Annotated in this window: 16 protein-coding genes and 1 tRNA gene; 2 read left to right on the top strand and 15 right to left on the bottom strand. The window is 66.0% G+C overall.

From position 1 onward, the window contains the following. Nucleotides 1-65: 65 nt before the first annotated feature. Together HBF26_RS13900 and HBF26_RS13895 are read right to left on the bottom strand one after the other, a co-directional pair. The gene (locus HBF26_RS13900) at nucleotides 66-521 is read right to left on the bottom strand and encodes a carboxymuconolactone decarboxylase family protein (protein ID WP_167127628.1); all 456 of its coding nucleotides are present in this window, start codon (nucleotides 519-521) and stop codon (nucleotides 66-68) included. A 124-nt stretch (nucleotides 522-645) separates the two neighbouring features. Then, a complete protein-coding gene (locus tag HBF26_RS13895; protein ID WP_167127625.1) occupies nucleotides 646-993 on the bottom strand; it encodes a hypothetical protein in 348 nt (115 codons plus the stop codon). A 79-nt stretch (nucleotides 994-1,072) separates the two neighbouring features. On the opposite strand from HBF26_RS13895, the gene HBF26_RS13890 reads away from it, so the two are divergent. Beyond that, the gene (locus HBF26_RS13890; RefSeq protein ID WP_167127623.1) at nucleotides 1,073-1,357 is read left to right on the top strand and encodes a hypothetical protein; all 285 of its coding nucleotides are present in this window, start codon (nucleotides 1,073-1,075) and stop codon (nucleotides 1,355-1,357) included. A gap of 170 nt (nucleotides 1,358-1,527) precedes the next feature. After that, the gene (locus tag HBF26_RS13885; protein ID WP_205287652.1) at nucleotides 1,528-2,391 is read left to right on the top strand and encodes an aspartyl protease family protein; all 864 of its coding nucleotides are present in this window, start codon (nucleotides 1,528-1,530) and stop codon (nucleotides 2,389-2,391) included. A gap of 18 nt (nucleotides 2,392-2,409) precedes the next feature. Here HBF26_RS13885 and HBF26_RS13880 read toward each other — a convergent pair whose 3' ends face one another. From HBF26_RS13880 to ccmA, 13 genes are all read right to left on the bottom strand, one after another. Continuing rightward, nucleotides 2,410-3,936 carry a serine hydrolase domain-containing protein gene (locus HBF26_RS13880; protein WP_167127620.1) on the bottom strand — a complete coding sequence of 509 codons (1,527 nt, stop codon included), beginning with the start codon at nucleotides 3,934-3,936 and terminating at the stop codon, nucleotides 2,410-2,412. Between the two features lie 132 nt (nucleotides 3,937-4,068). Beyond that, nucleotides 4,069-4,155 (bottom strand) — tRNA-Leu (locus HBF26_RS13875). A 24-nt stretch (nucleotides 4,156-4,179) separates the two neighbouring features. Then, nucleotides 4,180-4,758, bottom strand: coding sequence for a cysteine dioxygenase family protein (locus HBF26_RS13870; RefSeq protein ID WP_167127617.1), 579 nt, complete (start codon nucleotides 4,756-4,758; stop codon nucleotides 4,180-4,182). 104 nt (nucleotides 4,759-4,862) lie between these two features. Further along, nucleotides 4,863-5,966 (bottom strand): homoserine O-acetyltransferase MetX, encoded by a 1,104-nt coding sequence (gene metX, locus HBF26_RS13865; RefSeq protein ID WP_167127614.1) that lies wholly within the window; start codon nucleotides 5,964-5,966, stop codon nucleotides 4,863-4,865. 11 nt (nucleotides 5,967-5,977) lie between these two features. Continuing rightward, nucleotides 5,978-6,679: a TPR domain-containing protein gene (locus HBF26_RS13860; protein ID WP_167127611.1), complete on the bottom strand. Its 702-nt coding sequence runs from the start codon at nucleotides 6,677-6,679 to the stop codon at nucleotides 5,978-5,980. Then, on the bottom strand, nucleotides 6,676-7,113 hold the full coding sequence (locus tag HBF26_RS13855; protein ID WP_167127608.1) for a cytochrome c-type biogenesis protein: 438 nt from the start codon (nucleotides 7,111-7,113) through the stop codon (nucleotides 6,676-6,678). Before HBF26_RS13855 ends, HBF26_RS13860 begins: the two co-directional genes overlap by 4 nt. Next, a complete protein-coding gene (locus HBF26_RS13850; RefSeq protein ID WP_167127605.1) occupies nucleotides 7,113-7,655 on the bottom strand; it encodes a DsbE family thiol:disulfide interchange protein in 543 nt (180 codons plus the stop codon). Before HBF26_RS13850 ends, HBF26_RS13855 begins: the two co-directional genes overlap by 1 nt. Further along, the gene (locus HBF26_RS13845; RefSeq protein WP_167127602.1) at nucleotides 7,652-9,640 is read right to left on the bottom strand and encodes a heme lyase CcmF/NrfE family subunit; all 1,989 of its coding nucleotides are present in this window, start codon (nucleotides 9,638-9,640) and stop codon (nucleotides 7,652-7,654) included. Before HBF26_RS13845 ends, HBF26_RS13850 begins: the two co-directional genes overlap by 4 nt. Then, the gene (gene ccmE, locus HBF26_RS13840; RefSeq protein ID WP_167023888.1) at nucleotides 9,637-10,104 is read right to left on the bottom strand and encodes a cytochrome c maturation protein CcmE; all 468 of its coding nucleotides are present in this window, start codon (nucleotides 10,102-10,104) and stop codon (nucleotides 9,637-9,639) included. The genes HBF26_RS13845 and ccmE overlap by 4 nt, the downstream gene beginning before the upstream one ends. Then, nucleotides 10,088-10,288: a heme exporter protein CcmD gene (gene ccmD, locus HBF26_RS13835; protein WP_167127599.1), complete on the bottom strand. Its 201-nt coding sequence runs from the start codon at nucleotides 10,286-10,288 to the stop codon at nucleotides 10,088-10,090. The genes ccmE and ccmD overlap by 17 nt, the downstream gene beginning before the upstream one ends. Further along, a complete protein-coding gene (locus HBF26_RS13830; protein WP_167127597.1) occupies nucleotides 10,285-11,049 on the bottom strand; it encodes a heme ABC transporter permease in 765 nt (254 codons plus the stop codon). The genes ccmD and HBF26_RS13830 overlap by 4 nt, the downstream gene beginning before the upstream one ends. Before the next feature lie 67 nt (nucleotides 11,050-11,116). After that, complete coding sequence (ccmB, locus tag HBF26_RS13825) at nucleotides 11,117-11,803, bottom strand: heme exporter protein CcmB (protein WP_167127594.1); 687 nt, start codon at nucleotides 11,801-11,803, stop codon at nucleotides 11,117-11,119. Then, on the bottom strand, nucleotides 11,800-12,435 hold the full coding sequence (gene ccmA, locus HBF26_RS13820) for a cytochrome c biogenesis heme-transporting ATPase CcmA (RefSeq protein WP_167127591.1): 636 nt from the start codon (nucleotides 12,433-12,435) through the stop codon (nucleotides 11,800-11,802). The genes ccmB and ccmA overlap by 4 nt, the downstream gene beginning before the upstream one ends. Between the last annotated feature and the right edge of the window lie 242 nt (nucleotides 12,436-12,677).

Here is a 12,677-nt window from a genome sequence, read left to right as displayed (position 1 = left end):
GGGAAGCCGGCATCGGACGGTGAGCTGGTGTGTTGTGTAGTGCGTGGACGTCACGCACGCATCCGTCAGGCGTCGGGCTTGGCGCGAGGCTTCAAACGGAAGCTGATGCCCATGCGGTTGATGGCATTCATGGCCGCGATGGTCAGCGTGAGGTCGACGAGGTCCTTCTCCGTGAAAGCCGCAGCGGCCGCTGCGTACGCCTCGTCGGAGGCATGCGTTTCACTGACGCGCGTGACCTCCTCGGCCCAGGCCAGGGCAGCGCGCTCCTGGTCCGAAAAGAGATAAGCCGCCTCATGCCACACCGGCACTAGTACCACGGTATCGATCGACATGCCGGCCTTGATGAGATCGCGGGTGTGGATATCGATGCAGTGTGCGCATCCGTTGATCTGCGACACGCGCAGGAACACCAGGTGAATCAGCTTGGGCGGCAGCGCCGTTCCCGTCGTCACGAAGTGATGCAGCGCCCCGATGGCCTTGGCGCCTTCGGGGGAAGCAGTAAACCAGTTTGCGCGATTCATGAAGAGACTCCTCGGTGGGGACGTTGGCGCCCGGCACGGTGCCAGGCGTACGTCACCTAGACGATTGAGCGAGGGCGTCTGTGACATGCGCATGCGCTGCGTATGTCTGTTGCTCCCGAAAGTGCTATGAACCCGGAAAGGGCACGGGCTTCACCCGTGACCCAAGATCGAGCCTCAACTCCGCGAGGAGGTAATCGATATCGGCCTTGCGATCCGGCCACGCCTCCAGAAGATACTTGAGGCGATATGCCTTGCCTGCGGCCGGAAGGTTGTTCAGGGCCATGGCCAGGCCGGCCACGATGACAAGTCCCGTGGAGGCCGCGGCGAACTCGCCGCCGCAGACCGCACGTTCAACCTGATCGAGCGCGCCCGTGACTACGTCATCCGGCGGGAAAATGTGATCGAGGTGCGAGCTATTGCTTTCAAGATCCGACATTGGCGGCAACCCCATGTGCAGGAACGGAGAACCCATCTGTCATACGAAATTTCCAGTGCTTTGGATGCGGTAGGCGACCGCCCGCGGGGGCGTTAACATCCACGGGATGAGAGCGATGATGGATTGCGTGGACAACTGTCTTGACGGCGTCACGCGTGAGGCCGCAGCGGCCACCGACGCGGCGCTTGGGCAGGATTTCGAAGAGGCACGATTCCGTGCCGGTGCCGTGGCGACACGCGCAGATGCGTTGGGCTTCGCTGGGATCGCTGCTGCGGCAGCGGCGCTGTTCGAGTATCTGGGACCGCCAGGCGGATCCCCCCGGGCTGGCTACACGGCAGCCATCCTGAATCTCGCGCTCGAACTGGAAGCTGCTAACTCGCCCCTTTTGTGGTCAAGCTGATCGTCCACCCGAATGGGGACCGATCATGACTGCATCGCGCTCGCCATGGGTTACGCGCATTGTTACGCCTCGGTGCGTTCCTGCCATCCGTTGGGTCGAAGGTACCGCCGAGGTGGGTTACGTTCGACCTTCAACCGGGGGAGAACGATGAAATGACGAGCTCATGGCCCATGACCTTGGTGGCTTGCCTGGCGATGACCGCCTTCGCCAGCGCCCCCGTGCGGGGAAAGGACGCTTGCTCCGTGGTACGCGCACCGGATGCCCGCGCAATTGCCGTTCCCTTCTCGGTGGTTGACGGTCGCATCTACGTCCAGGCGAAGGTCAACGGTAAAGGTCCCTTCCGGTTTGCCGTGGATACGGGTGCAAGTGGCGTCGGCCGGCTCGATGCGAGTCTTCTTCCGAAGCTAGGCCTGGAATCCAGCGGCACGGCCGCAACGTCGGACGGGGTGGCCACCGCCGAGGTCGAGACGACGGCTGTCGAGTCCTTGTCCGTCGGATCGATCGAGCGCAAGGACCTGAGCCTTATCACCCGCGACTACCGCAAGCATGTGAGCGGCGAGGCGGCCTTCGATGGCATTCTCGGGAGGGCGTTCTTCGCCGATGGATTGCTCGTCATCGACTATGGCGCCAGGAAACTTTCTTTCAGCAAGTCCAGTGGCCTTTCCCGCAACGACAAGGGTGTCCTGCCGTACGAGCGCGCATTTCGGGTGCCGATAACCATTGGCGACAAGTCCTTCGAAGCCAACCTCGATTCCGGCGCCAACGTCGCCATGGTAGTTCCGGCGCGCCTGTGGCCCGAGGTGTCGGGTTCATCGTTGGAAAAGGCGGCATCGGGCCAGCTTACCAACGGCAAGATCGAGACATCCAAAGGCGTCGTGCCGGGCCCGGTGAAAGCAGGCGCTATGCGTTGGTTCGACGTGGACGCCAAGGTCTCGGAACGCTTTCCTGAGATTCTCATTGGCGCGCACGCGCTGTCTTCTTCCGTTCTTGCGATAGATCAGCGTTCCCGCTCGATCGCGCTGTGTCCGAATTGATCTGCATTCGAGGCACTTTTACTTTCGGATGTTGGGACCTGACTTCATCGTCGCCGGCACCTTATCCACGACGCGAACCAGCTTCATAGGCGGCGCACCTTCGATCATGGTGAAGAAAGAGAAGTCCGGCGCGAATTCCACGGTCGTGCTCAATGACATGGAGCGGAAGCGCCTGGGCGAGAGCGGGATCAGGCGTTCGGCATAGGAAGGTGGGGCCCCGACCAGTAGTGCGTACAACCCGTCCGGTTTCACTTCGAGGTTGAGGTCCAGGCCGCCGCCCTTGAAATGCCCGGCGGCCTTGGAAAGCTCGCTCATCGACAGCGTTTTTTCTTCCATGGCCGCGGGTGCCATGCCGGTCCAGCCATAGTCGGTGGCGATGGCGCGAGTCACTTCGTCCATGAGCTGGCGTGACCCGTCGCCGTTGGCCATGACAACGATGCCGTTGCCCTTTTCGTCGGCGATCATGAAGGACAGGTAGCCATTGTTGACGCCGTCATGGCCGAAGCGCTTCGGGCCATCCGGATAGACGGCGACGCCAAGACCCCAGTTGTCCTTGACGGGGGTGAGCATGTCGCGTGTCATGGCGGGCGACAGCAGGTGTCCCTTCTTGCCCGCGGCCGATGCCTGAATGTCGATCAGCAAGCGGGCGAGGTCGGCAGGCGTGCTCCACAAGCCCCCCGGCGCCAGTTGTGGCAGCACTTCGTAGTTCCCGGGGATGGGCGCGCCGTGGCTGTGGCCGAACGCCACGTTGTCGAGGACGGCCCGCGAGGGCGGTTGCGCGAAGCTGCTGCGCTTCATGCCAAGAGGGCGTAGCACCTCGCGCTCGGCGAGATCAGCAAATGGAATGCCGCTGACGTCGGCGAGGGCGAGTTCAGTCACCAGATAGCCGCCACCGGAGTACTCGAACTGCGCACCTGCTGGAAGGATGCTGCGGACCGGGCCGGCCTTGCTGGGCGGAAGCCCGTCGAGCATCTGGGCTTCTGTCGGAAGCGCGTCTCCGGGTGCAAAGCCGTTGAAACCGTGGACGCCGAGACCAGCCGTGTGGCTCAGCAGTTGGCGAAGCGTCACGCCTTGCGGTGCCAGATGCGAATCGACCGGCAGCTTCCAGGACTTGAGCGCATCGTTGATGTTGCGATCCAACCCGATCTTCCCTTGCTCGACCGTGCGCAAGGCCAGCACGGCCGTCACCGTCTTGCTGATGGAAGCGGCCTGGAAATCCGTATCCGGCGTGACGGGCTTGCAGCTCCTGGTATCGCGAACACCCCAGCCACGCGCCCATGCCAGCTTGCCACCTTGGATGACGGCGACGCTGATACCGGGAACGGCCGACTCGCGCATGCGGTCGGCCAGGGTAGACGGTTTTTCGCCTGGTTTGATAACCGACGGGAGTAGGTGGGTTTCGACGTATTGGGTGTGGGCGTTCGTGGGGCCGCCTGCGGATTCGGCCGGGGTCGGGCAGGCGGCTTGAGTTGCGAAGGCGGGGATGACGACCACGCTGGCGAAGACCGCCGCGCTGCGCGAAGTGAGCTTTCGAGTCCGCTGCATGGATTGCCTCCCGCTTATCTACTATAGAAGTAGTAGATATAGGTGCTGGGGCGTCGAACTGTCAACTATAAATATAGTTCTGTGCGGGCGAACCAAAAAAACCCGCCTTGTGGGCGGGTTCCTGAACGTCTTTGGTGCCGAAAGTGGGACTCGAACCCACACTGTATTTCTACAAACAGATTTTGAGTCTGCCGCGTCTACCGGTTCCGCCATTTCGGCATGGGGAGGCGAATTATGCTGGATTCAGTGCACCCGGTCGAGGCCCAGTTGGCGCTCGGTGCGCTGGTACCAGTCGTCGCCCTCGGGCTTGAACACGGCGCACTGGGTCATGCGGCCCGAATAGATATGCAGGCTGACGGCCACGGCATCGTCGCTGGGGTTGCGGATGGTGTGGTACTCGTGCGGCGGAATGAGGCTGCCGGCGGAGCCGGGGCCGGCCTGGATCGAGCCCACGGGGCGGAAGTGGTAGCGCTCTGCCTCGTGGCCGAGCAGTTCGTACTGGACGATCTCCAGGGCGCCGTTCCAGACCCCCTCCACGCACCACATGCCGCAATGGTCGTGGATCAGGGTGCCCTGGCCGGGGCCCCAGGTCATGGCGACCACGCTGTAGCCGTGCTCTTCGCTGCGATAGAGCTCGCGCCGGGCGTAATGGTCGCCGGCGGTCTCGAACACGCAGCTGGGCAGTTCCACTTCCCGCGAACGGATCAGCCGGCACAGCGCATTGCGCAGGTTGTCGGTGATGGCAGGCGTGCTCGGCTGGGTCACCGACGCGTCGATGGCCTCGATGAGCTTGCGGCTGCCGGGGAAGTCGACCGTGATCATGGGGGAACCTCTGGATACGTGGCGCGGGCGGGCGCCGGTCGGCCCCGATGATAGCAAATGGGCTGGCCCCGCCTTGCAAATAGCGGAGGCGGCGGTGCCGACCGTCAGATCTTTCGAAGGAATCCGCCAATGGCGCGGCTGTAGTTCTCGATGTCCACCAGGAAGGCGTCGTGCCCCTGCGGGGAGTCCAGGGCCACGAAATCGACGCCGGCGCCGGCAGCTTCCAGGCCCTTCGCGATGGTTTCCTGCTGTTCCAGGGGGAACAGGATGTCGGTGCTCACGCCGATGACCAGCGCGCGGTCGACATGGATGCGCGCCAGGCCGCGCATCACGTCGCCCTCGCCGTATTCGGCCACGTCGAACCAGTCGCTGGCGCGGGACAGGTAGAGGTAGCTGTTCGGATCGAACTGCCGGTTGAAACGGCGCGCATGGCCTTCCAGGTACGACTCCACCTGGAATTCGAAGCCGAAAGGCGCGTTCTCGTCGCGTTCGTCCGGATCGAGGCGGATGCGTGCGAAACGGCCGTTCCATTCCATCGCAGAGCGATAGGTGATGACACCCAGCTTACGCGCGATGCTCATGCCGTGTTCCGGCCACTCGTCGCCTTTGTATTGACCATGGCGCCAGTTCGGGTCGAGACGGATGGCCTCGCGTTGCAGCGAGCGGATGGCGATGGCGAAGGGCTGCGCCTGGGGCGCCGTGTCCACGCTGATGTGCGTCCGCACGCTGCCCGGATGCAGCAGCATGTACGCGAGCGCGCTCATGCCTCCCATGGAACATCCGACGAGACAGGCCAGCCGGTCGATACCCAGCCCGGTAACGGCCTCGTGGGCGGCGTTGGCGACGTCCTCGAGCGACAGTTCGGGGAAGGTGAGCCGATAGGGTTCGCCCGTGGCCGGGTCGATGGATGCGGGGCAGGTGGAACCCTTGTCGCTGCCCAGCGAGTTGACGCAGATGACGAAGAAGCGATCGGTGTCGAAGGCGCGGCCGGGGCCGATCATGTCGTCCCACCAGCCGCGTGTGGGGTCTTCGGCATTCGCCGCGGCATGGGCGCTGGGCGAGAGCCCCGTAAGGATCAGGATGGCGTTGTCCCGCGCCGGCGCGAGCGTGCCCCAGGTTTCGAAAGCCACGCGGGCGCCGTGCAGTTCGCCGCCGCGCTTCATGCGGAACGGCGAGGAAAGCGAGTGGTAGCGGCGCGCGTCGCCCATGTGTGGTTCCTTCACGGTTTGCCGTCGATGGTGCCACGCGCCGCGTCGGGCTGTCCCGCGGCGGCGCGTTTCTCCGCCACGGCGATCTGCTGGGCGACGGCATGGGCCACGTTGGAATCCGGATCGAGCAGGGGCTGCAGCTTGCGCCAGGTGCCGGCTGCCTCTGTGTAACGCTCCTGCTGGAACTGCGCGATGCCCAGCAGCCACAGCGCGCGCTGGCTGTCGGGTTCGAGGGCGATCGCGCCCTGCAGCAGGTCGAGGGCGCGCCCCTCGATGCGATGGTCCGGACGCACCAGCGAATCCGCTTCCGCCCAGCCGACCATGGCGGCGACGTTCTTGGCGTCGGCCTTCAGCGCATGGTCGTACGCGCTGCGCGCGTCGGCGGGCTGCTTGAGCATGGCGTACGTCTTGCCCAGCAGCACCCAGGCTTCGGCGTCGTCCGGATGATCCTTCACGCGCGCCAGCAACTGGTCGATGGCTTCGCCGACCGTCATTTCCCTGGCCGGCTCCACGCCGCCCAGCGTCGAAGGAGTGCCCACGAGCAGATAGATGCCGACGCTGGCGAGCGGCACGACGATCGCGATGACCACGGCCAGGCCGAAGACGGCACGCGATCGCCCATGGCGCCGGCCCTGGCGAACGAGGGGAACGAGCAGCAGGGCGAGCGCGAGGGCGAGCATGGCCCCCGCGACGAGATAGAACGCGAGAGTCACCAGTCGTCCTCGGTATCGTTGGCGGGCGTGGACACCGGCGCCTGTCGGGCGCGACGGCGCACCTGGATGGCGACGACGAGGGCACCGGCGGCCAGAAGCACGGCCGGTCCGAACCACAGCAGCCACGTGGAGGGTTCCACCGGCGGCTTGTACAGCACGAATTGCGAATAGCGGTCGACGAGGTAGGTCTTGATCTCGTCGTCGCTCTTGCCTGCCTGGATCATCTCGAACACCTGCCGGCGCAGGTCGTGCGCGATCGGGGCATTCGAATCGGCCAGGGTTTCGTTCTGGCACATCGGGCAGCGCAGTTCGGCGCTCAGTTTCTGGAAGCGCACTTCCTCCGCACGGTCGCGGAACGGCAGTGGCTGGATCGCCTGCGCGAACGCCAGCACCGGCAGAAGGCAGAGGATGAGCCAGACGAGAGCACGGCGCATCACGGCGCTTCCTTCGCCAGGGCCGCGAGCGCCGGCCGGATTTCCTTGTCCAGCACCTCGGGGGTGATGGGGCCGATTCGCTTGTAGCGGATCACGCCCTTGGCATCCACCAGGAAGGTTTCCGGCGCGGCATACACGCCGAAGTCGATGCCGGTGCGGCCGTCGCGGTCGGCGACGATCACGTCGAACGGATTGCCGTGCTCCGCCAGCCATGCCGTGGCGGCCTGCGGATCGTCCTTGTAGTTGAACCCGACGATGGGAAGGCCGAGTTGCTTCACGTCGGTCATCAGCATGGGATGCTCATGCACGCACTCGATGCACCAGCTGGCGAACACGTTGAGGAAATAGGGCTTGCCAAGCAGCGAGGCCTTGTCCACCGTGCGCGTCGGTTCGCCGAGCACCGGCAGCGAGAATGCGGGCGCGGGCTTGTCGATCAGCGGCGACACGATCTCGTGCTGGTCGTGCTGCGTGTTCCACCAGATGCCGAAGCCGAACAGGCCGACGAGCAGCAGGAACGCGAACAGGGGCAGGAGGCGACTCATGCCGGCGACTCTCCCGTCTTCAATGCCGGGCTGGCGGACTTCGCAGCGGCCGTTTCCGCGGCAATCTTCTTCGCCCGGAAGCGCCGCTCGCACGCGGCGAGGAATCCGCCGGCCATCATGAAGAGGCCGCCGAGCCAGATCCAGCGCACGAAGGGCTTGTGATAGAGGCGAACGGCCCAGGCGCCGGATGCGTCGTTGGCGTCCATGGGTTCGCCCAACGCCACGTAGATGTCGCGGAAGAGGCCGGCGTCGATCGCGGATTCCGTCTGCACCTGCCCACGCGAATACGTGCGCTTCTGCGGATGCATGGTGCCCACCGTGTCGCCGTTGCGCAGGATGGTGACGATGCCTTCGTCGGCGCGCCAGTTCGGACCCTCGGTTTCTTCCACGCCATCGAACCGGAAGTCGTACCCACCGACGGATGCCACCTCACCGGGGGCGAGGCGCACGTCGCGCTCAACGCTGAGCGACTCGGACAGCATGACGCCGATGAGGAAGATGGCGACGCCGGCATGGGCGATCAGCATGCCGCCCATTTCAGCGGGGAAACGGCGGCCGCGCGGCATCTCGCGCCAGCGCTTCACGACATAGGCAAGCGTGCCCGCGCCCACCCACACCGCACCCGCGACGCCGGCGATGGCGCGAAGGTGCCCCTGCGCGAAGAATGCGGCGGCGATGGCGCATACCACGGCCGCCACGCCAGCGCGCAGCGCCATGGCCGTCAGCTGGCGGCCTTCCGCGCGGCCCCAACGCAGATACGGACCGAACGGCAGCAGCAGCACGGCGGGCGCCATCAGCAGCACGAAGAGAAAGCCGAAGTAGGGCGGCCCGACCGACACGCGGCCGAGGTTCAGCGCGTCGCCGATCAGCGGAAACAGCGTGCCGAGCAGCACCATGGCGGCGGCCGTGGTGAACAGCAGGTTCGCGATCATGATGCCGGTCTCGCGCGACAGCGGCGCAAAGGGCTTGCCGGTGGCGACCTTGGGCGCGCGGATGGCGTAGAGCAGCAGGGAGCCACCGATCACGACGACCAGGAAGCCGAGGATGTACAGGCCGCGGCGCGGATCGGACGCGAAGGCATGCACCGAGGTGAGCACGCCGGAGCGCACGAGGAAGGTGCCCAGCAGCGACAGCGAAAAGGCGAACAGCGAGAGCAGCACCGTCCACGCGGGCAGGGAGCCGCGCTTTTCGGTCACCGCCTGAGCGTGGATCAGCGCCACGCCTACCAGCCACGGCATGAACGAGGCATTCTCCACCGGGTCCCAGAACCACCAGCCGCCCCAGCCGAGTTCCGCATAGGCCCACCAGCTGCCGGCCACGATGCCGAGGGTGAGGAACGCCCAGGCCACGTTTGTCCAGGGGCGCGCCCAGCGTACCCAGGCCTGCTCCATGCCACCGCCCAGCAGTGCGGCGATGGAAAAGGCGAAGGCCACGGAGAAACCCACGTAACCCATGTAGAGCACGGGCGGGTGGAAGGTCATGCCCGGGTCCTGCAGCACGGGGTTCAGATCGCCGCCGTCCGCCGGCATGGGCAGCTCGCGCAGGAACGGATTCGAGGTGAACAGGATGAAGGCGAGGAAGCCCACACCGATGAGCCCGAGCACGCCGAGCACGCGTGCCACGAAGGCATCCGGCAGATGCCGGCTGAAGGCGGCCAGCGCCAGCGACCAGACGTTGAGGATGAACACCCACAGCAGCATCGAACCCTCGTGCGCGCCCCATACCGCGGTGACGCGGTAATACCAGGGCAGGGCGAGGTTCGAGTTGTCGGCCACGTACGCCACCGAGAAGTCGTAGCTCAGGAACGCGTAGATCAGGATCGCCATGGCGGCGAACACGAACACGGCCTGACCGGCGGCCGTGGGACGCGCCGTGGCGATGAGCGCGGCATTGCCGCGCCAGGCGCCCACGATGGGCAGCACGCCCTGGGCCAGCGCGAGGAGCAGCGCCAGGACGAGGGCGAACTGGCCAAGCTCGGGGATCATGGCTGCGGATCCTTCATGGCCTTGTCGTCGATCTTGCGGTTCTCGTGCGCCTTGGCCATGGCGTCCTTGAGTTCCTTCGGCATGTAGTTCTCGTCGTGTTTCGCAAGCACTTCGCTGGCGATGAACCGGCCGCTGTCCATGCGCCCGGTGGCGATCACGGACTGGTTGTCGCGGAACAGGTCGGGAAGGATGCCCGTGTACTCCACCGGCATGGCACCCGCGTCGTCCACCACGATGAAACTCACCTTAAGGGAGTCGGCGGCGCGCTGGATGGAACCGGCCTTCACCATGCCGCCCAGACGGAAAGTGGGGTATTGCGTGGCCTGGCCTTCCTGCACCTGGCTGGGGGTGAAGAGGTAATTCATGTTCCGCTGCAGTGCGAACACGATGAGCCCGACCGCCACGACGGCGGCGACCACGACCGAGACCACGATGGCGAGACGGCGTTTACGCGTTGGATTCATTGCTTGGAGGGGTTCCCGGCCGGCGGCGGTTTTCCTGGCGCGCGATCCGCGCGCGCAATTCGCGCAGGTTGCGGCGGCGCCTGGCCAACGGGGCCAGCGTGTCGATGAGAAGGACGATGAAGAAGACGGCGACGGACGACCATACATAGAAGCCGTACGCGCCCATGGCGAGGGAGGCGTTCATGCAGCGTCTCCATCACGGCCCGCGAGCAGTTCGCGCACCCAGCCCTTGCCGCCTTCGGAGGCGATGAGGTCGGCACGCACGCGGGCGAAGAGGCTGGCGACGTAGTAGAGCTTGGTGGCGGCCATCATGGTGAGCAGTGGCCAGAGCATGCTGGTTTCGATGTGCGAAGGTCCGAGCAGGCGTACCGTGGAGCCCTGGTGCAGCGTGTTCCACCAGTTCACGGAGAAATGCACGATGGGTACGTTCACCGCGCCCACGAGCACCAGGAACGAGGCCGCGCGGGCACCCTGGCGACGGTCCTCGAAGGAATGGTAGAGCCCGATCACGCCGAGATAGATGAAAAGCAGCACCAGTTCGGACGTGAGCCGCGCATCCCAGGTCCACCAGGTGCCCCACATCGGCTTGCCCCAGAGCGAACCGGTGACGAGGGTGATGAAGGTAAACGCGGCGCCCACCGGCGCGGATTCCATGGCCACCACCTCGGCGATCTTGATCCGCCATACCAGGCCGACGAAGGCGGCGACGGCCATGGCCCCGTAGATGAAGAGGCTCATCCACGCACTGGGCACGTGCAGGAAGATAATGCGGTACGCGTCGCCCTGCTGGTAATCCGCAGGCGCGACGAAGAGGCCACCGTAGAGGGCGACGCCCGCCAGCACGATGGCAAGGCCGAGCGCCCAGGGCCTGACGGCTCCGGCGAAACGGTAGAACACCGGCGGCGAGCCGAGGCGGTGAAGCCAGAGCGGAACCCAGTTAGCCATCGATCCTCGTCGCAAGTTCGTTCAAACACCATGTGTCCCCCTTTCGGGCCACAGGGTTGCTTCGCGTTCATGTGTCCATGGCAATGCGGAGCGCGGCGGCGCAGGCGAGGGGCGCCAGTACCACCGCCATCGCGAGCCCGGCGCCCAGCCAGGCGATCGGCGCGATCCACGGGAGCCCTTCCTGCGCGGCGGCCACGGCCCCGGCGGCGAAAATCACGACCGGCACGCACAACGGCAGCAACATGAGCGCCAGAAGCATACCAGAGCGCCTCGACCCCGCCGTCAGCGCGACCAGCACGGCGCCGAGGAGGCTGAGCAGCGGTGTCGCGAGCACGAGCGCGAACACCAGCACGGGCGTGGCCGGGGCGGGAAGCTTCAGCATGCCGGCAAGGAGCGGCGCCACGACGATCAGCGGCAGCGAGGAGGTGATCCAGTGCGCGAGGATCTTCATGCCCACCAGCAAGGCCAGCGGCTGCGGCGCGAGCATCAGTTGCTCCATCGAGCCGTCTTCGATGTCCGCGCGGAAGAGGTTGTCGAGGGAGAGCAGCACGGCCAGCAGCACCGTGACGAACACCACGCCACCGGCGATGCGCGCGAGGAGGGCGGGTTCCGGGCCGAGCGCGAACGGGAAAAGCGTGGCGACGATCAGCGCGTATAGCACCGGCATGGCGATGTCGCCGCGGCGCCGCCAGGCCAGGGTGAGATCGCGCCGCAGCAGTGCGGCGCACGCGGCGGACGTGCTACCGGGCGTCATGCGTGCAACCGGATGCGTCGGGGTTCGCCCCCGGCGAAACTTACGGCACCATGGCTCGTGACGAGGGCGGCGCCGCCACGCCCGGCGTGGCCTTCCAGCAGCCGGTTCACGAGCGCGATGCCTTCGCGGTCGAGGTTGGCATACGGCTCGTCGAGCAGCCACACGCGCGCCGGCAGCAACAGCAGTCGTGCCAGAGCGGCACGCTTCTTCTGGCCTGCCGAGAGACGACGCACCGGTTCGTCCTCGAAACCGGCCAGGCCCACCTCGGCGAGCGCGGCGTCGGCGCTCGTGCCCTCGCGCTGGCCGTAAAGGCCGACGCTTACGCGCAGGTTCTCGCGCGCGGAGAGATCCAGCTTGAGGCCGAGGTGGTGGCCGAGGAACACCACCGCACCGGCCATCGTGTCGAGCGAGAAGGCAGCCCCGTCCAGCCGGACCTCGCCTTCGCCCGGACGCAGCATGCCCGTGAGCACACGCATCAACGTGGTCTTGCCGCTCCCGTTGTCGCCTTCCACCAGCGCGACCTCACCGGCGCGCAGCGCGAAATCCAAAGGCCCGAACACCGGCTCGTCCTGGCGCAGGAACGCAAGCGCGCGCGCTTCGAGCAGTGGAGCGGGTTCGGGGGCGAAAGTCATCCGGCGATTGTTGCGGTCATGGCGGGAGTTGTCCACGTTTCGCCTTGTGTGGGAGCCGGTTCAGCGGCGATGGGTGCTTGCTGCGAGTGTGCCCGCTGCCGCGGGATCGCCGGCATAGCCGGCTCCCACACAAAGCGGGTCGACTCCCATAAAAGAGCGGGTCCGCTTCTGTGGGAGCCGCTTCAGCGGCGATGGGTGCTTGCCGCAAGCCTGCCCGCTGCCGCGGGATCGCCGGCATAGCC

The organism is Luteibacter jiangsuensis, assembly GCF_011742555.1.
In the GTDB taxonomy this organism is placed as follows: domain Bacteria; phylum Pseudomonadota; class Gammaproteobacteria; order Xanthomonadales; family Rhodanobacteraceae; genus Luteibacter; species Luteibacter jiangsuensis.
Note: the sequence above shows the minus strand (reverse complement) of the source record. Positions and strands in the feature narration are given on the sequence as shown.

Excerpts from the sequence above, each read along its gene's own strand:
- HBF26_RS13880 (WP_167127620.1), bottom strand. The coding sequence starts at position 3,936 with ATGCAGCGGACTCGAAAGCTCACTTCGCGCAGCGCGGCGGTCTTCGCC.
- HBF26_RS13850 (WP_167127605.1), bottom strand. The coding sequence starts at position 7,655 with ATGAGTCGCCTCCTGCCCCTGTTCGCGTTCCTGCTGCTCGTCGGCCTG.
- HBF26_RS13895 (WP_167127625.1), bottom strand. The coding sequence starts at position 993 with ATGGGTTCTCCGTTCCTGCACATGGGGTTGCCGCCAATGTCGGATCTT.
- ccmB (WP_167127594.1), bottom strand. The coding sequence starts at position 11,803 with ATGACGCCCGGTAGCACGTCCGCCGCGTGCGCCGCACTGCTGCGGCGC.
- ccmA (WP_167127591.1), bottom strand. The coding sequence starts at position 12,435 with ATGACTTTCGCCCCCGAACCCGCTCCACTGCTCGAAGCGCGCGCGCTT.
- HBF26_RS13855 (WP_167127608.1), bottom strand. The coding sequence starts at position 7,113 with ATGCGCCGTGCTCTCGTCTGGCTCATCCTCTGCCTTCTGCCGGTGCTG.
- ccmD (WP_167127599.1), bottom strand. The coding sequence starts at position 10,288 with ATGAACGCCTCCCTCGCCATGGGCGCGTACGGCTTCTATGTATGGTCG.
- HBF26_RS13830 (WP_167127597.1), bottom strand. The coding sequence starts at position 11,049 with ATGGCTAACTGGGTTCCGCTCTGGCTTCACCGCCTCGGCTCGCCGCCG.
- ccmE (WP_167023888.1), bottom strand. The coding sequence starts at position 10,104 with ATGAATCCAACGCGTAAACGCCGTCTCGCCATCGTGGTCTCGGTCGTG.
- HBF26_RS13885 (WP_205287652.1), top strand. The coding sequence starts at position 1,528 with ATGACCTTGGTGGCTTGCCTGGCGATGACCGCCTTCGCCAGCGCCCCC.
- HBF26_RS13890 (WP_167127623.1), top strand. The coding sequence starts at position 1,073 with ATGATGGATTGCGTGGACAACTGTCTTGACGGCGTCACGCGTGAGGCC.
- HBF26_RS13845 (WP_167127602.1), bottom strand. The coding sequence starts at position 9,640 with ATGATCCCCGAGCTTGGCCAGTTCGCCCTCGTCCTGGCGCTGCTCCTC.
- metX (WP_167127614.1), bottom strand. The coding sequence starts at position 5,966 with ATGGGCGACGCGCGCCGCTACCACTCGCTTTCCTCGCCGTTCCGCATG.
- HBF26_RS13900 (WP_167127628.1), bottom strand. The coding sequence starts at position 521 with ATGAATCGCGCAAACTGGTTTACTGCTTCCCCCGAAGGCGCCAAGGCC.
- HBF26_RS13870 (WP_167127617.1), bottom strand. The coding sequence starts at position 4,758 with ATGATCACGGTCGACTTCCCCGGCAGCCGCAAGCTCATCGAGGCCATC.